Consider the following 22,500-nt stretch of genomic DNA (forward strand, 5'->3'; position numbering starts at 1 on the left):
CTAAGGTGCAGAAACCCGGAAGGCTTGTCAATGATTAACGCGTTAAATAATTTTGGTGCGGACTTAAGCGAGGCCGCCGATAGGTTCGGCGACAGGAATAGCTGCGGCTGCCGAAGGTCGGATCACCAGCAGGGACGGCCATCTAAGTCGTGAGCCGCGGCACCACCTTGCCTTCGACAAGACGCGACTGCGAAAATGTCCGTTACCTACAGCTGAACATTCCCTTCCATGGCAGTAAGATAATCAATGAAGACCCTGACTTTCGCAGGCAGGAACTTGCGTGTGAGATAGAGCGCATACAAGTTGTACCCATCGATCTTCCAGTCTTCGAGAATTGGGACGATTGAGCCCTGAGCGATGTCTCTCTCCACAATGAAGGCTGGTCCGATGGCTACGCCTAAGCCTGCCAGCATAAATTCACGCAAAATGTCGCCGTTTGTAGAATGAATAAAAGGGCGGATACGCACCGACGACCTACCGCCTTGCGCATCAACCAGATCCCAAGTGTCGCCGCTGGACATATAGGGGGAGGCCATCGTGTCGTGATTGACGAGCTCGGTCGGATGACTCGGGCGACCCTTTCGCTTGAGATACGACGGGGCTGCGCAGACCGGCATGGCTATGGGGGCAATCTTGCGGACTATGACATTGGCAGACGCTGGCTGGCGAGTAATGCGGACCGCCACATCAATCCCCTCGGCCGCCAGATCGACCATCCGGTCGGTCAAATCAAGATCGAGCTGCAAATCGGGATAGCGTTTGACGAAATCCGGCAGCCATCGCCCTAGTCTGCTGATTCCGAAAGACAGCGGGGCACTGATGCGCAGAACACCCTTTGGCTCGAGAGTGTTGATCCCCGCACGTCCCTCGGCCTCTGCGACATCGCTCAGGATCTGCTGCGCGCGACGGAAGAAGTCCTCTCCAGCATCGGTCATCCAGACACGGCGCGTGGTTCGATTCAGAAGCCGTGTACCCAGATGATCCTCGAGGCCTGCCAACTGCCGGGAAACGGCCGCGTTGGACGTGTTGAGAGTGATTGATGCGCTGATGAGGCTGCCATTTTCCACCACGGCAACGAACACCTCCATCGCTTTCAGCAAATCCATAGAAATCCGTTATCGTTACGATTTCAGTAATTGAAGGCCGCGCTTCGTCACATCCATTCTAATGACGAAACGGGTTGCCCCTTTGCCCCGCGCTCACTCCGCTGCGCCGAGCAGTGTTCTACGAAACGCTATTGTTGCGTCAATCGCAATTGTCAATCGCAGCCAGTGGCGTTTGTCGACGTGTCGAACTGGCGTAATTGCTCCGCAAGCGGGGTCACAACACGGGTTTGGCCCGTCAGATCAAAAGGACAACCAATGAGATACACACCTGCATCCGTGGCGCTGGTCCTGACGGCCGCATTGTTCGGCGCGCCAGCATTTGCCCAGACCGCCGGGGGCAATTTCGCCCGACCCCCTCAAACTTTAGAGAAGGACGTTGTTCCAGTGTCCAGTACCAGCATTGCTAGCGAAGATGCGCAACTGCAGCAACTCTACCAGAAGGCCATCAGCGAAGGTGGCGTCCTGACTGTCTACGCCGGTGGCGACAAACCCGGCCAATGGGACTATCTCAAGAAGGCGTTCGTGAAGCGGTTTCCGCAAATTCAGCTCGAAATCGTCGTCGACTTTAGCAAGGTCCACGATGCTCGCATCGATACCCAGATCACTGAGCACAAGGTCGTTGCGGACGTCGTTCACTTCCAGACAATAGATGACTTCCCTCGCTGGAAGAAAGAAGGTGTACTGGCCAAGTACAAGCCGGTTGGCTGGGATAAGATCTATCGACAGCTCAAAGATCCGGACGGCTACTACACCGGCCTCCTATTTCCAGCCTTTGCCAACGTCGTCGCCACGTCGCTGGGCAAAAACGCGCCAGTCGAGGCGGAGGATTTCCTCAGACCTGAATTCAAGGACAAGCTGGTTTTCACATACCCGAATGACGATGATGCCGTTCTCTTCTACTTCAAGAACCTCACCGACAAATACGGTTTCGACTATCTGAAAAAGCTGCTCGCCCAAAATCCGAAGTTTGTCCGCGGCACACAAGACTCCGCCGACTTGGTAGGCACAGGCGGCTACGTGGCAAACTTCGGCTCCGCCGGAAGCGCCAGCGGCTTGTCCAAGACCAGCATCCCCACACACTCACCTTGGGTTGCCTGGCCCCAGACAGGCGCAATACTGAAAGACGCTCCACATCCAGCGGCTGCCAAGCTCTACCTCAGCTGGCTGCTCTCACATCAAGCGCAGCAGCAAGAAATCGGAACCTGGAGCGTCCGTTCCGACGTTGCGCCGCCTGCCGGCCGCAAGGGTATCTTTGACTACGAAAACATGAACCCGCTCGGCCTCGGCACGTTCATGAAGGATCGCGCGGCGCTTGACGTCTATAAGGCGCGCATCACCCTTCTGGTCGGTGACGTGCAGGGCGTAAACCCGTCGGACCCAAAGGGCGTGCTCGGCCTCTTTCCGCTGAACCAGGACGGCAAGCAGGCCCCCTGAGTTTCAGGACGTTGGGACTTGCGGCGAGTAAGGTTGCATGAGCTTGCCCACTGCGACGTTGCACGCCGTACGCACTCGACGGATCCGATATAGGCGCACTGCCCATGGCGGTTCTTGTCGAGGGTGCCGAGCGGTCGATGGTGCAGGAAGAGCCACGGCTTCAAAATGATGGCGCGGGCGACTTTCGCCCGCCCATGCCGTCTAGGTGGACAAGGCCATGCGCCTTCTCGTCCGCTCATTGGTTGCCGTCTTCGCCAGGCGGCGCACAGAGAGCGGAAGCGCCAAGTTCTCGACGGGCGCGAGATGCGGAAAAAAGGGCGCAAATCAGGAACACCGCGGCGGTATCGCGCTTGTGCGGGCAAGCCTTCGATGCGCGCCCCGTCCATCTCGTTTCGCATCGGCAGTCGGGCTATCGAAGCGCCCCAGCCAATTCCCAAAGCCATGATCGAGCCAACCTATCCTTGGGTGAAGCATCGAATTCGCTTGACAACGCATGAGATGTTTAACATGTAAATTACATTGTTGCCCACCTGAACCTTGGCAACGCGGCTGCCGGATCCAGAGCTTTCAACAATGAGTATTCCATCAATGGACCTTCGCGACCCCTCTTTGCTGCGCCAGGCTGCTCTCGTTGGAGGCAACTGGATCGAAGCTGATCCGACACATGCCATCGCTGTAGCGAACCCGGCGACCGGCGAGTTGGTAGGCTACGTCCCAAAGCTCGGCGGCGCCGAAACGCGCACCGCCATTGAGGCTGCTTGTATTGCGCAGAAAGGATGGGCGGCGAAGACCGCCAAGGAGCGCGCTGGCATCCTGCGCAAATGGTTCGAGCTGATGACGGCGAACCAGGATGATCTCGGCCGCATCCTCACGCTCGAACAGGGCAAGCCGATCGCCGAGGCAAAGGGCGAAATCGCCTATGGGGCGAGTTTCGTCGAATGGTTCGCCGAAGAGGCCCGTCGCCTCTACGGCGACATTGTGCCGGGGCATCAGCCCGACAAGCGCATCCTCGTGATGAAGCGGCCGATCGGCGTCGTCGCGGCGATCACACCGTGGAACTTTCCCAATGCCATGATTACGCGCAAGGCGGGTCCGGCTTTTGCCGCTGGTTGTGCGATGGTGCTGAAGCCTGCTTCGCAAACCCCGTTTTCGGCCATCGCGCTCGCCGTTCTGGCTGAGCGCGCGGGTCTGCCCAAGGGCCTGTTCAGCGTCGTCACCGGCCCGGCCAGGGAGATCGGCGGCGAGATGACGGCCAACCCAACCGTGCGCAAGCTAACCTTCACCGGCTCGACCGAAATCGGCGCGGAACTCTACCGGCAAAGCGCCCCAACCATCAAGAAGCTCGGCCTTGAACTCGGCGGCAACGCACCCTTCATCGTCTTCGACGATGCCGACCTCGACGCCGCCGTAGAAGGTGCGCTGATTGCCAAATTCCGCAACAATGGCCAGACCTGCGTTTGCGCCAACCGTCTCTATGTTCAGGAATCGGTCTACGACGCCTTTGCGGAAAAGCTGGCCACCGCTGTTGGCAGCCTGAAGACCGGAAACGGCTTCGACGAAGGTGTCGTTCTCGGCCCGCTGATCGATCAAGCCGCGCTGGAGAAGGTCGAGGAACATATCGCCGACGCGACGTCCAAGGGTGCGCGCATCATACAGGGCGGCAAGCGCCATGGGCTCGGCGGTACCTTCTTCGAGGCGACCGTGCTGGCCGATGTCCGTCGTGATATGGCCGTAGCCAGCGAGGAGACCTTCGGTCCGGTTGCGCCACTCTTCCGTTTCAAAGACGAAGCCGACGTGATCGCCCAGGCCAACGATACGGAATTCGGCCTCGCCTCGTATTTCTACGCGAAGGACCTGGCCCGCGTTTTCCGGGTCGCCGAAGCGCTCGAATACGGCATGGTCGGCGTCAATACCGGGCTGATCTCGACGGCGGAAGCGCCCTTCGGTGGCGTGAAATCGTCCGGGCTGGGGCGAGAGGGGTCACGCTACGGGATCGAGGAATTCACCGAGATCAAATACGTATGCCTCGGCGGCATTGCCTAGACAACTCACCAACGTTCCAGCTGTTTTCGCTCAAAGGATTTCGCCATGCCGGCGCCAAGAAACTTGTTCAAGCAGGCTTTGAAGAAAGGCAATGCGCAAATTGGCCTGTGGCAGGCGCTGGCCAACCCCTACACTGTCGAGATATGCGCTGGTGCGGGCTATGACTGGTTGCTGCTCGATGCCGAACACGCACCCAATGACGTGCCTTTGCTTGTCTCACAATTGCAGGCGATGAAGGGAACGGCGAGCCAGGCCGTGATCCGCCCGGTCGTCGGCGAAAGCTGGATCATCAAACAGTTGCTCGACATCGGCGCGCAGACGCTCTTGGTGCCCATGATCGAGAGCAGGGCTCAGGCCGAGGCAATGGTGAAGGCAGTGCGCTACCCGCCGCACGGCGTGCGCGGCGTGGGCGCAGCGCTCGCACGTGCGTCTGCCTTCAACCGCATTCCCGACTATCTGCAAACGGCCAATGACGAAATCTGCCTGTTGCTCCAGTTGGAAAGCCGAACCGGCCTCGCCGCACTCGACGACATCGCCTCGACCGAAGGCGTCGACGGCGTGTTCATCGGCCCGGCCGACCTTGCCGCCGATATGGGGCAGCTCGGCAAGCCGGGTGCCCCGCAGGTGCAGGCGGAGGTGGAGAAGGCGCTGATCAGGATTCGGGCGCACGGCAAGGCGGCAGGCATACTGATTGGCGATCTTTCGCTGGCAAAACACTATCTCGAGCTCGGCGCCACCTTCGTCGCCATCGGCAACGATGTGACGCTGCTTGCCGGTGCCACCACCAAGCTGCTCGCCGATTTCAAGGCCGCTGGCCCGGCCCAGGGAATAGCGGATGTGAGTGTGTACTGAACGGCTGCGCCACTCGCCGCTGGCTATCTCAGCCCAGTTGACCCCGAGGAAATGGCGAAGAATAGGCGGAGGCTGTCTATCGCACCAGGGGCAGTCCACATTTGGAGATTGTCTACGCCAACTGTGCCGGTGGCCGCCCCGCGACAGACCGCCCTTGATTGCGATCTCCGCGCCGACGACGTCGGCGCCCAATGAAAAACGGCGTATAAACCGCAGTCCTGCGCGCGTCCGCGACTGCGGACAATTGTCGCGCGTTGGACGTCGGAGCCGTCACCCTGGTTGAGACAAGGGGCCGCACTCGAATGGCGGGCCGTTGTGCCCCCCGGTGATTGCGGCTCATTGCCTGAGCCGGGCGAATCCCCGACCAACGGAACCACGCCGCATATGGAACGACGAGCCGTGCGGACTACTGGCGCCGCTGGCAAGGCGGGCGTGACGAATGAGCGCCGCGCTACATGTTGCTGCACGGCCGGATCGGCGGTTTCGGCTTATACGGAGCTATTGGGCGCCTGATGGGGTCGTAGGCAAGCGAGATTCGGATCGGCTTGGCAGTAGTAGGGTGTTGAGCAGCCTCACGCCTGGCGAGCAGCGCTGCCGACATTTCTGTGACCAGCTTTCGGATCTCCAACGACGTCTCCTCCCAAAGACGCCTCCCGCAGACTGTTCGTATCACTGTCTCCGATTGTCTGCATTCAACTTTGATATACGTCCGCAATGGCGTCGACGCGACCGACCTTTAGTTATGCGGCGCGAGCCGGACCCCGAGAGAGTTCGCTTCAACAAACACGGCCAGCGTTTGCTCGACCTTCTGAGCCACAGCGTCCGTCCGCTCGATTTCATAAGCAGCGGCCTTTCCTGAACTTTCGAGATCGGATGGCGAGCACAATTATGCCTTCGAGCGTGACGATGGCGACAGCTGCCCAGAAGCCAACTTGCGCCAAATCATATCCGCTGCTGCGCAAGGCATAACCAAGACACAGAAACGGCGTGTTCCACAGCAGGCATCCAAGCGAGGTCGCTGCCAGGAAAGTTCTGGTTTCAAGCTTCAAGGCGCCGGCCGGCAAGGCAAGATAGATTCGAACCGCCGGGATGACCTGCCCCGCCAGCGTCACCCAGAAATGATTACGACGGTAAGCGTCGGCCAGCCCGTCATAGAACGGCAGTTTCAGGAATATGTATTTGCCATAACGCGCCACGGCCGCCCGCGCCCGTTGCGGCCCAAGCGCAAAGCCGATCGCGTACCAGCACAGCCCTCCAATCACCGACCCAGATGTCGTAACTGCAATCGTCAGCACGAGTGCCCCGCCATCTGGCACGGTCAATCCCAACAGCATCAGCAAGATATAGGACGGAAAGAGAGGGACGAACTTTTCGGCAATGGCGAGACATCCGATACCAGCAAGCCCGAAGCTCATCAGCACGGTGACAGCGTGCGGCACGTGCATGGTGAGCTCAGGCGCAGTCATCTGATCTGCAAATCCGGTAGACGGACGCCGGCGGTATGTTCCAGACAGTTCGGCCGACATGCGCCGAACTGAGGTTCAGCTGATCGAGAACAGAATCGGGAACCGGACAGCGTGGGCCATAGGTGATCTGATAAAACGCGCCATTGGGTCTCAGATATCTAAAGGCTCCGCTCAAGATGGCTTTAACCTGCCTGGGCAGCATGGCACGAAAGCCCAGCCCGCTGACGACAGCGCCAACCGAGGCGCCGTCAAACAGCTTGAGGTCGGCGAGCCGTGTCGCATCCATCTGGAGAACGCGGGCCTGGGGGAAGCGCGACTTCAAGAGCTGGACAAAATCAGCGCTGAACTCGACCAGCGTAAGATCCCTCTCGCGCACACCGCGCTTGAGCAGCGAATAGGTGAAAGCGCCGGTGCCAGGTCCCAGCTCGATGACGGGTCCGGTCGCGGAACCGATGTCCCGGGTCATCAGTGCCGCGACCCGGGCGCCTGATGGGGCCACTGCCGCGATGCTACGTGGGTTGCGAAGCCAGGCAAGGAAGAATGGCGGGATGTCAGCGATCGACATGCTTGCCCTCCAGGATCGAACCATAAACAGAAGTGGTGACGTGTCGTTCAGCCGCGAGGCTGGTTAAATTGCAGGCCATTAATCTCGTCCTATTCAGTGAGGGGCCGAGAACTCACACGCCCGGATTGAGAAAACCTGTCACACAAATAGTCTTCGAAGGATCGTTTGGGCGGCGTCGGGATGGGCCAAAAAAAGTCACTCGCAGGAGGTTGCCTGCAAGGTTTTCGCAATGCAGCTGCGCTGGTGCCTGGCTAAACTGTTCGCGTGAACGACGGAGCTGGACGGAGCTGATTGAATGCGCGTGCTGTTGGTGGAAGACGAGCAGGCCATGGTCGCGGTTCTGCGCAGCGGGCTGGTCCGCCACGACATGGTTGTCGACGATGTGGCCAGTCTGGCTGATGCAGACGCCGCGCTCGACAACGACATTTACGACGTGGTGCTGCTGGACCGCAGGTTGCCCGATGGCGACGGGCTTTCGCTGATCAAGTCGCTGCGCGCGAACGGCAATGTGGTGCCGGTGCTGGTGCTGACGGCAAAGGGTGACCTAGTTGACCGGGTTGCCGGCCTGGACAGTGGCGCTGACGACTATCTTGGGAAGCCGTTTGCCTTTGAGGAGCTGTTGGCCCGGCTTAGGGCCATCATGCGCCGGCCAGCCAATGTGCCGGCCGACATCGCGAGGATAGGTCGTATGTCGTTCGACTTCACGCATCGCGAGGTGCATGTCGACGGGGTTCTTCTACGGATGCCGCGGCGGGAATTGCTCGTCGTTGAAGCCCTGATGCGGCGGATGGGACGCATGGTGCTGCGCGAAACGCTGATGGAGGCCGTTTTTGGCATGAATGACGATATCGAGTCGAATGCTCTCGATACGCATATTTCGCGGGCTCGCCGCAAGTTCACAGATGCCAATGCGGGCGTGATGATCAGTGGCATACGTGGCGTCGGCTATCTGTTGCGCGAGACGGCATGATGCGGCCAAAGCCGCGTTCCCTGAAATGGCTTCTGGTCAGCCGAATTGTAGCGTTGCAGGCTGCAATGATTGCAGCCTTTGTGGTGCTGATCGTCGGGGCACTCTGGATCACCGGCTATCTCGTCGACGATTACGAGGGAGGCAGTCTCGACGTGATCGCGGATGCGGTTGTTCGAGACGCAAGTGGAGGGTTGGCGCTTGAGCCGACCTCCGCGCTTGTTCGACTTCGGTCGGAGGCGCCGGGACTATGGTTCGTGATCCGAGATGCTGAGTCACATCGCTTGTCGGAGGGCAACATTCCGGCGACCTATGCGCCTGTCGTCGGCATACTCGACAAGCTGAATGACGCCCGGCTGGGGCAACTCGGGGTGGGTGGAAAACCTGATGCAGTGATCAAGTGGGTGCCTACTGCCGCTGGCAAAGTTCAGATCCTGACGGGCACGCAAGGGAGGATGTCCATGCGTCGCCTTGCCCTGGGCGTATCTGGTGGATTTGTCTCCGTCATCTTGCCCGTGATCGCCCTTATGGCGCTGGCAACCCTGGTCGCAACACCTGTCGTCGTACGCCGGGCGCTGGCGGGGCTGGGCCGGGCAGTGGCGCAAGCGACCCGCATCGAATTTGACAAGCGCGGCGTGCAGCTACCGGTGAACGATGTGCCCGTCGAAATCGGCCCTCTCGTCAGCGCGGTCAACGATGCGCTTCAGCGCCTCGATGCGGGATATGCGCGCCATCAGCATTTTCTCGCGCAGGCCGCGCACGAACTGCGCACGCCCATTGCCATATTGAATGCTCGACTTGCGACGTTGCCTTCCGGATCCGCCAAGACGAGCCTCTTGGAGGATGCGGCGCGTCTAACAACCCTCGCCGGCCAGCTTCTCGATCTCCAGCGACTTGATCAGAAGTCGAATCACTTCCTGCCGGTCAATCTTGTCGGAATGGCCAAACAGGTGGTCTTTGACCTTGGCCCGTTGGGGCTTGCGGCGGGCTACGACATGTCATTCGAAGCTGAGCGAGACGAAATCCTCATCATGGGCGACCAGACCTCGCTCGAAAGGGCGCTGACCAATCTGGTGCAAAACGCCATCGACCATGGTGGCCGCCACGGAACCATCACGGTTCGTGTCGAAGCAGCCGGCTTCATCGACGTTTGCGATGAAGGCAAAGGGATACCGGTCGATGAGCGGAGGCAGATCTTCGAACCGTTCAACCGCTTGACGCCGGACGGTCGCGGTGCCGGCCTAGGGCTAAATCTGGTGCAGGAGATCATGCACCTGCACGGCGGTCAGGTTGCTGTCGTCGAAGCTGGCAAAGGCGCGTGTCTGCGCATGTCTTTTGCGATGCCGAGCTGACGGGTCGCCACGAGCTGGCGGCCTACGCGACGGCACGACGAGCATATGCGTGAGGAGCGGTTGCCGGCCCTTGATATGCCGCCAAGCCGCTCCCTTCCGCCCCGACCAGGTCGCTCCCGGCTCAGAACACCAGATCAAGAACTTTCAAGCGTATCGCAACCCTACATGACCGGAGCCGTGCCTCCGACAGGCCGCACGGCGCTACAACCGGACCCATGTCAGGCCGCCTTTCCGCGTTCGGCGATCAGCGTGCCGGCGGCAAGATCTGCCTCGGTGACCGAGGTAAGCCGCTTCAGGCGACGGCCAAGCCAGGCGTTCAGATCGTCCATGGTGGTGAACATCACCGGCACGACCATCAAGCTGAGCAGGGTCGAGGTGATCAGCCCGCCGATCACCGCAACGGCCATCGGTGCGCGGAAGCTGGCATCGGCGCCGATGCCGATCGCCGCAGGCATCATGCCGGCCACCATGGCGATCGTGGTCATGATGATCGGGCGCGCGCGCGCCATGCCTGCCTTCATCAATGCGGCGCGCCGGTCCAGGCCTTCGGCCTGTCTTTCGATGGCATAGTCAACCAGCAGGATCGAGTTCTTGCAGACGATGCCCATCAACATCAGGATGCCGATTGTCGACGACAGGTCGAGGGCTGCGCCATAGAGCAGCAGCGCCAGGGCAGCGCCGCCGAGCGACAACGGCAAGGCGATCAGGATGGTGAGCGGCTGCAGGAAGTTCCTGAACAAAAGCACTAGCACGGCCACGACCATCAGAATTCCGGCCACCAGCGCCAGTGCGAAGCCACGGAACATCTGCGTCATCTCTTCTGTAGCGCCATATTCGATATGGCTGACGCTGGCGGGAAGGTTCTTCAGCGCCGGCAGTGCGGCGACTGCACTCATCGCAGCGCCAAGCACGACCCCGTTCAGATTGGCCTCGACCGCGACCAGGCGCTTGCGGTCGAGACGTTGGACCTTGCCTTGCTCGGCGCCGAACGAAATGTCGGCGACCGAAGTCAGCGGTACCACCTTGCCGTCGGCGGTGCCGACACGCAGTTTGCGCAAGGTATCGAGGTCGCCACGCGCCGATTTGTCGAGCAGCACGCGGATCGGCACCAGCCGGTCGCCAAGGTTGAACTGGGCCGAATTGGAGTCGGTTTCGCCAAGCGTGGCGATGCGCGCAACGGTTCCCAGCGACATCACCGACACACCAAGGCGGGCTGCCTCGTCCAGGCGCGGCTTGACCAGCAGTTCGGGGGCCGGCGGCGGCTGGTTGGACAACACATTGACGAGTCCCGGCATCGCCCGCATCTCGGTCTCGAGCTGGCGCGCGGCCCTGTTCAGTTCTTCAGGATTGTTGCCGGCCAGATAGATCGAGACTTCCTTGCCGCCGGAATCCGAAACGAAGGTGAACTGTATATCGGGTATCTTGGCCAGGATCGGAAGCGCGGCAAGCTCGAACGACTTGCGGTCGAGTTGCCTGTCGCTGCGCGGCTTGAGCCTGATGAGCAAGGTCACCTTGTTGACGTCGTCGGTGGTCACCAGAACGTTTTCGACGTCCGATCGCGCCCTGAGGTCGCGCACGATGGTGTCGGAAACCCGCGCAGTTTCCTCCAGCCGCGTGCCCGGCGGCAACGTCACCTGGACCTGCGAGACGTTGCTGTCGCCGGTCGGCACGAAGCCAGTCGGCAACTGGGTCAGAAGCAAGACCGAGCCCGCAAAGAACATGGCGACCAGGCCAAATGTCATCTTGCGATGGTCGAGCGTCCAGCCCAGCACCGAGAGATACCAGAGCGACAGCCGCGATGGCTCAGCCCTATGGTTTCCAGCAGCCTTCGGCTGCAACAGATAGGCCGCCATCAGCGGCGTGAGCAATCTTGCCACCACCAGCGAAATCAGCGCGGCGACAGCGACCGTCACGCCAAACTGCCTGAAATATTGGCCGACGGCACCACCGATGAAGCTGACCGGCGCAAACACCGCGACAATGGTCAAGGTTGTGGCAACGACCGCCAGGCCGATCGCATCCGCGGCCTCAATCGCGGCCAGATACGGCCTTTTGCCCATGTCGATATGGCGTTGGATGTTTTCGATCTCGACGATGGCATCGTCGACCAGAATGCCAACCACCAGCGTCAGCGCCAGCAGGCTGACGCCATTCAAAGTGAAACCAAGGAGATCCATGATCGCGAAGGTCGGCAGGATCGACAATGGAATCGCGACTGCGGCAATCAGCGTGGCACGCCAGTTGCGCAAAAACAGGAACACCACAACCACGGTCAGGACCGCGCCCTCGACCAGGGCGGTGACAGCGGCGTTGTAGCTCGCTACTGTGTATTCGACATTGGAGATGACCTCGTTGAACGCAACGCCGGGGGTGCGTGCTGCAATTTCTGCCAGCCGCCTGGTAACGCCGGCGGCGACGGCTGTGTCGCTGTGGCCCTTGGCGCGGGAGACCGAGAACCCAACGACGGCTTCGCCATTGAGGCGCGCAAAGCCGCGCGGCTCGGCCGGCCCATCCTTGATCGTGGCGATGTTGCGCAGTTGCACCCAGCGGTTTCCGGGCAAGGAAACCGAAAGGCGAGACAGCTCATTGAGCGATCCCACGCTGCCCAAGGTGCGGATCGACTGCTCCCTTTGACCGATCTCGCCGCGGCCGCTTGGAACATTGACGTTGATCTGGCGCAGGGCAGAATTGACCTGGTCCGCCGTCACACCCAGCGCCAGCAACCGGTCGGGGTCGAGCGAAACGGCTATCTCCCGATCGACGCCGCCGAGACGCTCGACTTTCTGGACGCCTGGAAGGGCGAGAAGCTCGCGGTTGATGGTGTCGTCCACGAACCACGACGCGTCGAGCAACGACATGTCGGGGGCTTGCACCGTGTAATAGAGGATCGCCCCACCCTCGACATCGACACGCGAGACGATCGGCTCCTGGATCGATTTGGGCAGCTCGGACCTGACCTGGCCAACGGCCTCGCGCACGTCACTGGTCGCCCGGTCTGGATCTATGCCGATCTTGAACTCGATGGTGGTCGTCGACACGCCATCCTTGATGGTCGAGCTGATGTGGTTGACCCCGGCGAGACCGGAGGCGGCCCCTTCGATGCGGCGCGTAACCTGGTTTTCCAACTCGGCCGGTGCCGCGCTCGCTTGCGACACAGTGACGGTGACGATCGGAAACGACAGGCTCGGATTGGCATTGACCGGCAAGCGCAGAAACGCCGCCAGTCCGGCCAGCGTGGCGACGACAAACAGCACGATGGTGGGTACCGGTTTGCGGATCGCCCACGCGGAAATGTTGCTGATCACGGACGGGTACTTCCGGTGATCGCACCGATGTCGACCGTCGCCACCGCATCGCCTTCGCGCAGCCACGCGCCAGCCCTGGCGACGACGACGTCGCCTGTCTTGAGACCGGCAACGATTTCGAGCCTGCCATTGTCCCGCAGGCCGGTTTCGACCGCACGCAGCATCGCCCGGCCGCGCTCGACCACAAAGACCGAGGTCTTGTCGCTTTCGCTGTCATAGAGAAGTGCTGAATCGTCGATGACGATAGCCTCACGCTTCGCCACCACAATTTCGGCGCGGCCAAAGGCGCCGGGGAACAGTCCGGCGTCGTACTCAAGCGCGATCCTAGCCCCGCCAAGACGCGTGTCGCGATCGATCTTTGGCGTGATCATCCGCACCTTGCCGCTGATTGCATCGTCGCTGCCGGGAAGTCTCACTTTTGCCGGCTGGCCTACGGCCAGTTGTGGCAGCTCGCTTTCGGGAATGTCGGCGGCCAGTTCGACCTCGCCATCGCGGATCAAGCGGACCAGCGGCTCCGATCCGGTGAGGGCGCCGGCATTGGCATGGCGTTCGGAGACGACACCACCCACGGGCGCCACGACGACTGCGCGTTCGCGCAACCGGCGGGATTCCGAGAGCTGGGCTTCAGCCTGGCTGAGCTCGGCCTGTGCCACGGCGACGCCCTGGATGGCGACCGCTGCCGCCGACGTGCGTTCGTCGTAGACCTGCCCGGAAACCGTCCCCGATGCCTTGAGCCGGATGGCGCGCTCCAGTGTGGCTTGCGCCTGCGCGGCCGTTGCCTGCTGCTGGGCGACAGCTGCACTTGCGCGTGCGACGCGGCCTTCGGCCTCGCGCAGCTGATTGTCGAGCATGGCCGTGTCGAGCCGCACCAGAACCTGCCCGGCCTTGACACGATCGCCGACCTCGACCTCGACGCCTGATATGCGCTGGTCCTGTTGGGGAGCACCAACCGCGATCTCCTCGCGGGCGGCGAGAACGCCACTGAAAGACAATGTCCATTCGCTCATGCCGCTTGCAACAACAAAGGTCGATACCATGCGTTTGGCCGCCTCTGTCTGTACGGTGGCAGCGGAGGTGACGCCGGCGCTGTGAGTGGTGCTGGCGCTGACCAGAAAAGTGATGGCAAGGGCGGCTGCGCTGCCGCATTTGTAGCAAAAGGGGCGTGTCATGCTTGCCCAAATGACAGGAGACTATTGCAGCAGCCTGTCGCAACGCGCTGGACGGTTCCAACGCGAACTCACGAATGGGAAGGGAGTCTGGAGATCCGATAGACGGACGCCGGCGGTAAGTTCCATATTGTCCAGCCAATGAGTGCCGCATGAAGGCCGAGCTGTTCGAGAACCCATTCTGGAACCGGACAACGCGGACCGTAGGTGATCTGGTAGAAGGTTCCATCAGACCGCAGATATTTGAAGGCCCCGCCCAAGATGGCAGCGACCTGGTTCGGGGGCATGCCGCGCAAGCCCAACCCGCTGACGACTGAACCAACAGTGGCATTTTCGAACAGGCGCTGAGCACCAATCCGCGTAGCATCCATTCTTAGGACACGCGCTCGCGGGAAACGCTTTTTCAAGAGCTTGACGAAACCCGCACTGATTTCCACAAGCGTGAGATTTTTCTCAGGCACGCCGCGATTGAGAATGGAATAGGTAAGGGATCCAGTGCCCGGTCCCAGTTCAATGACAGGGCCCGCTTGGGCATTGATCTCTTGCGTCATCAATAATGCGACCCTAACCCCTGATGGGGTTACGGCCGCTATGCGACGCGGGTTGCGGATCCACGCGAGAAAGAATGGCAGGATGTCTCCTATCGGCATGCCGGCCATCCGAAGGTTGAAGTATTAGCCGAAGTCATGATTCGTCGATCGGCCGCAAAGCCGGTGGTTGAGGTCATTGTTCTGTCCCTATTCGGATGACGATCCGCGTCTCGCACGCGCGGATTGAGGGGACCTGTCGTGAACGAGAAAAGGGAGTGGTGTCGACTAGACGAGCCCAAGCCGCTTGAAAGCGCGAACTGCCAAGGCCCGCAGTGACTTCTCAGGTTTGACGAAGGCTTTCTTGCAACGATCCGACAAGCTTCGAGCCCGAGGTGTATGCACTGCTTCAGGATTCCGATATTGTGGTCATTGGATAAGACCGTGACACGGACTTTGGGCTTGATGCTCTGGGGATGTCGAGATCCTGATCTGTCGCGCTTACACGGGCATAGCAGGCGTTAGACGCCGCTTCCTGGAGTAGAGCCTTTGGCCGAAGGGCCTATTGAGCTTTGCCAACAAAGGCGGCGCATCGTTCCTCGACAAGGGCGGTCACCTTGGCTTGTGTTGCCCTTGCCGCCTCGGACTCGGCCGCGAACGCTGGCAGATGCAGCGTCTTGGCGCGCTCGGCGAGCCGTCCAGCAAGTTCGCCGATCGCGGCCTCGGCGTCGCCGACCGCCAGACTGATCGTGCGGGCCAGCATGAGGAAGTCCTGGCGGGTAAGCCGATCATCCTTGCCATTCAGCTTCAAGGCCATCCGGTCGCCGCCAAGGCCCGGGAAGACGCGCGTGGTGACAGCGTCGTAGAGCGGCGCGAAGCGCACCGTCGTGAAAGCCTTGGCGCCCGCCTTAGCGGTTTTGAGCATGCATATCGCCATTGGCGATCAACCAGGCGAAGACCGCGCGGCGGAACAGGATGTCGATGTCCACGGCAGGATCCGTCGATAGGGGCGTAGGCCGCGCGCCGCACGCTCGAGCAAAAGTCTTCCATCTCCAGACGGCGGTCGTCCTGAGAGCCGCGCCGGATATCGAACCGTTCGACCACCAGTGGAGGGGATATCCCGTCGGGCATCTCGATCAGGGCCGCGTCGGGCACCTCGAACCCGGCCGCCCAGCCGAGTTCGGGGCAGAGCCACTCGACGATCGGCAGCATCTCGAAGCCCGCCGTACCGGCGGGCTTGAGAATATGGGTGAAGGGCTGGTCTATGGCCGCGACAAGAGTGCCATCCGGCATCAGGCTCATCGGAGCCTTGATCTGGACGCCCGACAGCCGCGGCGGTTCGGCGCGCGCGAAGATGCGGGCGAGATTCTGCTCGAAGGTCTCCTCGATCTCGCCCCGCGCTGGTCCGGCGTATACGCCGGTAAAGCGACCCGCATCGAGGAAGGTCGCCAGGGTCGTGGTGAGCACATCGGCGGGCAACGCCGCCAACTCGTCGCGGCCTTCGACAATGACGATATTGGACATGTAGCGTCGGCCACGCCGCAGCGCCTCGCGCTCGTCGCGTTCATGGAGGACCTGGGCAAGCCAGCCCTCCGGCAGAACTCGATGAACGCCGGCAGCTTGCCCGGCGTCGTCTCGCGCACCAGTGCCGGGCCCACACGTTTCTGAGCTTTCCAGCGCCATTCGAAACCATCATGGATCAGGCGGCCGAGAGGTTCGCCATGCCAGGCGAAGACTGAGCGCCGCCTTGTTGACGGGGATCTTGGCCGCGCCGGGCTGGGCCAACAGGAAGCGTTCGGCGCCCTCCCCCTCGCGGTACCATTCATTTTCGCGCCCCAGTGGTGCGAAATGGGGCCTGCCCTCTGATTATCCGATGCTTGCGCCCAATTATGCAGCGGCGCGATCGGCGAAGGCAATCGGCCCGGGACGCAAGGCCGTAACGCCTGAGCCCGCAGCGCCGGCGAAGCGCCGCAAGATCGGCATCAAGACGACCTGACTTCGAGACTATTGCTCGAACGGCCCGCGTTCTGTTGCAGGAGGCGCGGGCTGATTGGTGTTCGACAGAATGAACCCTGCCCCTTGTTGAAGGGCAGCGGCGCCCGAGGACACCACCCCTCAAGGATCACCCCTCGCAGACGGCATATTTGAAAACGCAGCGATGATCGCCTCGAGCGATACATTCAATGCGCTGGAAAAGGTCCTGCCCTTCTGCCAAATCGCCACGTAGTGATAGAGCGCGGATGGTTCCACTGGTTTTATTCCCAACTGAAACGCCGCGTATTCACGCGCAATGATTTCATTGGTTATCGAAATACCGAGCCCAGCGGAAACGTATCCGGCTTCGTGACCGTTGCAATCGAATTCCACCAGTATGTCCGGCTCAACGCCGGCGAAGCGCAACGCATTGAAGTTCATCTGGTGTGCGGCGAACTGCGGATCGATATCGACGATCGTTTCGCCTGCCAGGTCTTGAGCCTCGATACAGGTCTGTTTTGCAAAGCGGTGGTCGGGATGAAAGATGCACACATTGCGTGCCGACCCAAGCGGCGCCCACTCAAACAGACTTGGGTCGAGCGGAAGTCTCGAGATTCCGAGATCTGCCCGCCCAGCCAGGATGTGTTCGCCGATCTGCTCGTGGCTTCCCGAAAGCGACCGGACATTCGAAGCGGTCTTTGCGTGGATGATCGCCACGACCTTGGGCAAGGTCACGAAACCGAAAACGGAGGGGGCCGCAATTGCAATCCTCTGCTTTTCCTCATTCTTCATCGCGAAGATCGACGTTTCCAGCCGATCCAGGGACGTCAGGGCAAGCTCCACGTTTCGTAGGAGTTCCCAGGCTTCCTGCAGAGGGACGATGCGGTTGGCTGATCTCTTGAAGAGTGTGATGCCGAGCGTGGTCTCGAGTTGCTTGACATGTTGACTGACGGCCGGCTGGCTTATCCCGAGCGCTGCCGCTGCTCGCCTTGTCGAACCGGCCCGCAAAACTTCCCGGAAGACCTTCAGCTGACGGAGCTTCAGGTCGCTCTGCAGCAACTCCATTGCCTGCGCTCCTTTCCCTGATAACGCCGCCCGGCAAGCAGACGGCGCCGACCCGGGGAGCAACGAACCGCCTCAGTATATAACGGCGCGTTATAGATAAAATAATAAAAATTATAGATTGAGTGCGTAATTTTAAGCGTTAGGATTGGGCGACATCTCCAATTAACTCGAAATTATAAATAAAACAATTCGCAACCTTGGGTTATATGGCTTGGCCTTAGTGACAAAAATCGCCGTATATTGCGGTTTTGCGAGTCGAGGAATGCGCCCCATGGGTGGTTTTGCTACTCAGTTTGTTGTCGCCCTCACCGTGACCATAGGCCTGGCTCTTGTCAGCGGCTGCCTGGGTACGGCATTTGGATTGTTCCTGGCGATTTCGAAGGGCACGGCACAACCGCGCATCAACAGTGTCGTGACGGCCTACACCACGGTTGTGCGTGGTGTGCCAGAACTTCTCATCATCCTGCTCATCTACTTCGGCGGAACGACCCTCGCCAGCAAGATCGCCGGCCGCTACGTTGAGGTGAACGCGTTCACCGCTGGGGTTATCGCGCTGTCGGTCGTCTTCAGCGGCTATGCGACCGAAGTGTTCCGCGGCGCGATTGCGGGAGTGCCTGCGGGTCAAACCGAAGCGGCAAAGTCGCTTGGGCTGAACGCCTGGCAGCGCTGGGTGTTCGTCATCGGACCGCAGATGCTGCGGCTGGCGCTGCCTGCCTATGGCAATCTCTGGATTTCGCTCTTCAAGGACACCGCGCTGGTTTCGATCGTCGGCCTGACCGACATCATGCGCGTTGCGTATGTTGGGGCCGGATCCTTGCGGGCACCGTTGACCTTCTACCTTGCGGCCTCCGCTCTCTATCTCTCGCTGACCACCGTCACGCTGCTGTCGGTCCGGTTGGCGGAGCGTCGCTATCCGGCACTCGGCCGGTAGGAGGGCGCGACCCATGAACCTCGGCTTGATGTTCGACGCAATGGTTGTCCTGCCTTCGGGGCTTGGTCTCACATTGACCCTGACGGTCTTGTCGCTGACGGCCGGATTTCTTGTGTCCGTGCCGCTGGCCTTCATCCGCGCGTTCGGACGTCCCGGCCTCTCGCTCGCGGTGCTGGCATACACCTATGTTGTTCGCGGAACGCCGATGCTCGTCCAGCTCTTCCTGCTCTACTACGGCCTCGGCCAGATCGAGGCCGTGCGAGCCAGCATCTTCTGGGTCGTCCTGCGGGATCCTTTCTGGTGCGCCCTTCTGACATTTTCGCTGAACAGCGCGGCACACACCACCGAGATCCTGTGCCGCGGTCTCCAGTCCGTGCCCAGGGGTGTCACCGAGGCGGCCGCGTCTCTCGGCTTGAAACGCTTCCAGATCGCTCGCCTGGTCACCTTCCCGATCGCTTTCAGGATATCGCTTCCGGCCTACGGCAACGAGATCGTGGGGATGATCAAGGGCTCCTCCCTGGCGAGCACCGTGACGCTGCTCGAGATCACCGGCATGGCGAGACAGTTGGTGTCGACGACGTTCGCACCTTACGAGATCTTCATCGTCGCCGGAGCGATCTACCTGTCGCTCACCTCGATCGCGGTGAAAGCGATCCAGTTGCTGGAACGGCGACTGTCGACCGACGGCAGTCGTGTGCATCGAGGCAAAGCCCGATTGCGCCCGCCCTTGCCTGGCCCCGAGATCACGACGCCCCTGCCCTGACCCGCGGGTTTTCGGCAGCCCTTTCCATCCAAACCAACGAAGAGGTGCATCATGCGCATACCCCTGGCTATTGCTGTTTCTATCGCATTCCTGATGTCGCCATTCCCGGCCAACGCCAACAGCGGGCGCGTCATTTCGATCGCCTCCGAAGGCGCCTCGCCACCCTGGGACAGCACCGACGCGAACGGTCAACTCTACGGCTACGATATCGATGTCGGACAGGAGCTGTGCCGTCGCATCGAGATCAAATGCACCTTCGTCCCGCAGGATTGGGACGGGATCATCCCGGCACTGCTTGTCGGCAAGTTCGACGTGATCATGTCTGGTATGGCGATCACGGAAAAACGCAAGCAGAAGATCGCGTTCTCCGTTCCCTACGCCGCCGGCTTCAACCAGTTCGTGGTGCGCAAGGACCTGGGTCTCGACGCCGGCGACACCAAGGAAAAGGTCAACCTCTCGACCATCGGCGACAAGGAGAAGGCGACCCTTGAACGCCTCAGGTCGACACTCGCCGGCAAGGCGATCGGGGCCCTGCGCTCGTCGAATTCGGAAGCCGTCGTGAAGGAAATCCTGGGCGATGTCGTGACCATCCGCAGCTATGACAGCCTCGACAACATGAAGCTCGACCTTGCCGCGGGTCGCATTGACGGCGGTCTCGCCGACTATTTCACCTGGCGGGATTTCCTGGAGACGCCTTCCGGCGCGGATGTGGTGTTTTCGGGCCTGAACTGAAGGGCGGTCTGTGGGGGCCGGGCGTCGGCGCCGGCATGCGCAAGGACGATACCGAGTTGCTCGCCAAGTTCAACGCGGCCATCGACGCGGCCATCAAGGATGGAACGGTCAAGGCGCTGAGCCTGAAATGGTTCAAGAGCGATATCTCGCCGGCCGTCGCGCAATAGGCCCGGCACCCGAGTTCGACATTGACGTGGCGCTGGCCGAAAAGCCGGTGCCCTCCCCTCCTTCAAGGCGAGTTCCATGAAAGACCAGTTCTGCGCGGTCGTTACCGGCCAATCCCTGATCACGCATGACGTCCGTGACGTCAAAGACGAACGCTTCATCGCGGTTACGGACTTCCTGCGCCAAGGCGACGTCGTCTTCACCAACTTCGAGTCGACAATCCTGGGCAAGCACGGCGGCTGGCCGACCAAGGGCAAGTATTTCGGATATTCCAGGGCTGAAGTGCTCGACGCTTTGCAAGCCATCGGTTTCAACGCGCTTGCACTGGCAAACAACCACGCCTTCGATCTCGGCGCCGGCGGTGTCCTCTCGACGCTGGAGGAAGTGGAAGCGCGCGGCTTCCTGCATGCCGGCATCGGGGCCGACGAGACGGAAGCGAGGAAACCGGGCCGGCGCCGTCTGGGCGCGCGCGCGGTCGCGCTTCTTGCGATGGATGCAGGCCCCGGCCCGACCAACATGTATGCCGAAGACCGCACGGCCTTCCGGCCGGCTCGGCCCGGCGTCAATCGTCTGAACACCGTTCGCAAGATGGGAGTGCCGGACGGACATTTCCGCAGACTGGCAAAGCTTGGCGCCCATTTGCAAAGCTCTCCCTTTGAACTGACCAATTATGCGCAACCGGAGGATCCGGTAGAGGTGTCGGCCGGCAAGGAGATCAACTTCTACGGCACCGTGTTCACGCAAGCCGCCGATTTCGGCCGACAGATCGAGGTCGACCAGCAAAGTGCAGCCATCCATTTATCCGCCATCCGGCACGCGGCAGCACAAGGCGATTTCGTCATCGCCTATCTGCACCACCATCATTGGGAACCAGGGTGGCAGGACGTGCCGCGCTGGGTGCAGACCTTCGCGCGGATGTGCATCGACGCCGGCGCCAACCTGTTCGTCAGCCACGGCGCTCCGGTGCTGCAGGCCGTGGAAATCCACAATGGCGCACCGATCTTCTACGGCCTTGGAAACTTCCTTTTCCACGTCCACCCAGACGAAACCGAATGGGATCCACCGGAAGTCTGGCAGAGCATTGTCGCCGCGTGCCATTATGATGCGGGCGGAAACCTCGCAGGCATTGATCTCTTGCCCGTAGCGATCGGCGCGGACCCTCAGTCCCTCGGATCAGCAACGGGCAGACTGGTGCCCGTTGCCGTGACGGGAAGCGCGGCGCAAGACATCCTCGAGGGATTCGCCACCCGCTCGCGAGCGTTCGGCGTCGACATCGAACTTTCCTCGACCTGCGGCCGCATCACTGCGCCTCTTCCCCGAAAATTCGGCTGATGAGGCCAGCACCGGCCAATTCGCCAGGGCCTTGAGCGTCTCGGGAACCGGATACCGGCTGCCATCGTACCGCAACCGGTAGGTTTTGCTTTCGGACTTTCCCGGATGCGATTGGCATTCGCCGTTGGCGTCGAGCCCGGGGTTGTCCGTATCGATCTGCTCGACGGCGGTAATATCACTGTAGCCATGGTGACTTGTCGACCCCATCGACAAGCTGACCTCGCTGGAATGAAAGGACCCCGCGCAATTGGCGTCGCCCTCTCCGCCAGATCCCGAAACGACGAGGCCGTCGAGCACGACGCGCAATGTGCCTGCCGCAAGCGCATAAAGCCTGAGGTCGGTTTCGCTGAAGGGATTAGGCTGCGACTGGTTTGCCATGGCGATGCGCAAGCCGAAGGCGGTGACATCTGGCGATAGCCTATAGCGGGCGGTATCGAATTCGATCTTGCGGATGGCGATGGCATCGTCGTTCAACAGCCCGGGCTGCAGCAGCCGCTGTCGCACGCGCAAATCCTTCCGGCTGACGACCAGGATTTCGATATCGCCAAAATGTCCGTCATCGGTGGACTGTGCACTGTCGATCAGAGGCACGGCGACCAGAAGCAGATCATCATGGGCGGGCCATGCCTTGCAGGTCAGGCCAAAAGGCCATTCATCGGCAATCGCGCCAACCGAGATCCTGGTGTGTGGTTCGAGCGTGAACGAGGCGCCGTCGGCGCTTCTTGTGGCGGCAGGATAGGCCTGCCGCAAAAGAG

Annotated in this window: 17 protein-coding genes and 2 pseudogenes; 10 read left to right on the plus strand and 9 right to left on the minus strand. The window is 61.0% G+C overall.

Annotated features, from left to right (window positions below; translation table 11 throughout):
* Window positions 1-206: 206 nt before the first annotated feature.
* On the minus strand, window positions 207-1,106 hold the full coding sequence (locus tag HGP13_RS30710; RefSeq protein ID WP_172232958.1) for a LysR family transcriptional regulator: 900 nt from the start codon (window positions 1,104-1,106) through the stop codon (window positions 207-209).
* A gap of 255 nt (window positions 1,107-1,361) precedes the next feature.
* Here HGP13_RS30710 and HGP13_RS30715 point away from each other — a divergent pair, with 255 nt between their 5' ends.
* The 3 genes from HGP13_RS30715 to hpaI all read left to right on the plus strand — a co-directional run bounded on the left by HGP13_RS30715 (window position 1,362) and on the right by hpaI (window position 5,435).
* A complete protein-coding gene (locus HGP13_RS30715) occupies window positions 1,362-2,540 on the plus strand; it encodes an extracellular solute-binding protein (protein ID WP_172232961.1) in 1,179 nt (392 codons plus the stop codon).
* A 588-nt stretch (window positions 2,541-3,128) separates the two neighbouring features.
* On the plus strand, window positions 3,129-4,583 hold the full coding sequence (gene gabD, locus HGP13_RS30720) for an NADP-dependent succinate-semialdehyde dehydrogenase (protein ID WP_172234917.1): 1,455 nt from the start codon (window positions 3,129-3,131) through the stop codon (window positions 4,581-4,583).
* 45 nt (window positions 4,584-4,628) lie between these two features.
* Window positions 4,629-5,435, plus strand: coding sequence for a 4-hydroxy-2-oxoheptanedioate aldolase (gene hpaI, locus HGP13_RS30725; RefSeq protein WP_172232964.1), 807 nt, complete (start codon window positions 4,629-4,631; stop codon window positions 5,433-5,435).
* An 836-nt stretch (window positions 5,436-6,271) separates the two neighbouring features.
* On the opposite strand, the gene HGP13_RS30730 is transcribed toward hpaI, so the two are convergent.
* Both HGP13_RS30730 and HGP13_RS30735 read right to left on the minus strand, forming a co-directional pair.
* The gene (locus tag HGP13_RS30730) at window positions 6,272-6,961 is read right to left on the minus strand and encodes a DedA family protein (protein WP_246707168.1); all 690 of its coding nucleotides are present in this window, start codon (window positions 6,959-6,961) and stop codon (window positions 6,272-6,274) included.
* Window positions 6,888-7,466, minus strand: coding sequence for a methyltransferase domain-containing protein (locus tag HGP13_RS30735; protein WP_172232967.1), 579 nt, complete (start codon window positions 7,464-7,466; stop codon window positions 6,888-6,890). The genes HGP13_RS30730 and HGP13_RS30735 overlap by 74 nt, the downstream gene beginning before the upstream one ends.
* A gap of 295 nt (window positions 7,467-7,761) precedes the next feature.
* On the opposite strand from HGP13_RS30735, the gene HGP13_RS30740 reads away from it, so the two are divergent.
* Both HGP13_RS30740 and HGP13_RS30745 read left to right on the plus strand, forming a co-directional pair.
* On the plus strand, window positions 7,762-8,436 hold the full coding sequence (locus tag HGP13_RS30740; RefSeq protein ID WP_172232970.1) for a response regulator transcription factor: 675 nt from the start codon (window positions 7,762-7,764) through the stop codon (window positions 8,434-8,436).
* Window positions 8,433-9,785 (plus strand): HAMP domain-containing sensor histidine kinase, encoded by a 1,353-nt coding sequence (locus HGP13_RS30745; protein WP_172232972.1) that lies wholly within the window; start codon window positions 8,433-8,435, stop codon window positions 9,783-9,785. The genes HGP13_RS30740 and HGP13_RS30745 overlap by 4 nt, the downstream gene beginning before the upstream one ends.
* 218 nt (window positions 9,786-10,003) lie before the next feature.
* Here the strand turns inward: HGP13_RS30745 and HGP13_RS30750 are convergent, their stop codons facing one another.
* From HGP13_RS30750 to HGP13_RS38810, 5 genes are all read right to left on the minus strand, one after another.
* On the minus strand, window positions 10,004-13,090 hold the full coding sequence (locus tag HGP13_RS30750; protein ID WP_172232975.1) for an efflux RND transporter permease subunit: 3,087 nt from the start codon (window positions 13,088-13,090) through the stop codon (window positions 10,004-10,006).
* Entirely contained in the window at window positions 13,087-14,259 is a 1,173-nt protein-coding gene (locus tag HGP13_RS30755) for an efflux RND transporter periplasmic adaptor subunit (protein WP_172232978.1), read from the minus strand. Before HGP13_RS30755 ends, HGP13_RS30750 begins: the two co-directional genes overlap by 4 nt.
* Window positions 14,260-14,327: 68 nt before the next feature.
* On the minus strand, window positions 14,328-14,807 hold the full coding sequence (locus tag HGP13_RS30760; RefSeq protein WP_246707169.1) for a methyltransferase domain-containing protein: 480 nt from the start codon (window positions 14,805-14,807) through the stop codon (window positions 14,328-14,330).
* Between the two features lie 538 nt (window positions 14,808-15,345).
* A complete protein-coding gene (locus HGP13_RS38130) occupies window positions 15,346-15,708 on the minus strand; it encodes a hypothetical protein (protein WP_246707499.1) in 363 nt (120 codons plus the stop codon).
* A complete protein-coding gene (locus tag HGP13_RS38810) occupies window positions 15,591-16,466 on the minus strand; it encodes a HipA domain-containing protein (protein ID WP_348647105.1) in 876 nt (291 codons plus the stop codon). The genes HGP13_RS38130 and HGP13_RS38810 overlap by 118 nt, the downstream gene beginning before the upstream one ends.
* Window positions 16,467-16,626: 160 nt before the next feature.
* On the opposite strand from HGP13_RS38810, the pseudogene HGP13_RS30770 reads away from it, so the two are divergent.
* Window positions 16,627-16,779, plus strand: a pseudogene (locus HGP13_RS30770) (MucR family transcriptional regulator); the annotation flags it as partial.
* A gap of 119 nt (window positions 16,780-16,898) precedes the next feature.
* Here HGP13_RS30770 and HGP13_RS30775 read toward each other — a convergent pair.
* Complete coding sequence (locus HGP13_RS30775) at window positions 16,899-17,822, minus strand: LysR family transcriptional regulator (RefSeq protein ID WP_172232984.1); 924 nt, start codon at window positions 17,820-17,822, stop codon at window positions 16,899-16,901.
* 271 nt (window positions 17,823-18,093) lie between these two features.
* On the opposite strand from HGP13_RS30775, the gene HGP13_RS30780 reads away from it, so the two are divergent.
* The 4 genes and pseudogenes from HGP13_RS30780 to HGP13_RS30795 all read left to right on the plus strand — a co-directional run bounded on the left by HGP13_RS30780 (window position 18,094) and on the right by HGP13_RS30795 (window position 21,745).
* A complete protein-coding gene (locus tag HGP13_RS30780; RefSeq protein ID WP_172234919.1) occupies window positions 18,094-18,753 on the plus strand; it encodes an ABC transporter permease subunit in 660 nt (219 codons plus the stop codon).
* A gap of 13 nt (window positions 18,754-18,766) precedes the next feature.
* On the plus strand, window positions 18,767-19,516 hold the full coding sequence (locus tag HGP13_RS30785) for an ABC transporter permease subunit (protein WP_172232987.1): 750 nt from the start codon (window positions 18,767-18,769) through the stop codon (window positions 19,514-19,516).
* A 51-nt stretch (window positions 19,517-19,567) separates the two neighbouring features.
* Window positions 19,568-20,415, plus strand: a pseudogene (locus HGP13_RS30790) (transporter substrate-binding domain-containing protein).
* 76 nt (window positions 20,416-20,491) lie between these two features.
* Window positions 20,492-21,745, plus strand: coding sequence for a CapA family protein (locus HGP13_RS30795; protein WP_172232990.1), 1,254 nt, complete (start codon window positions 20,492-20,494; stop codon window positions 21,743-21,745).
* The last annotated feature ends 755 nt before the right edge of the window (window positions 21,746-22,500 follow it).

Origin of the sequence: Mesorhizobium sp. NZP2077 (assembly GCF_013170805.1) — a bacterium.
Classification (GTDB): domain Bacteria; phylum Pseudomonadota; class Alphaproteobacteria; order Rhizobiales; family Rhizobiaceae; genus Mesorhizobium.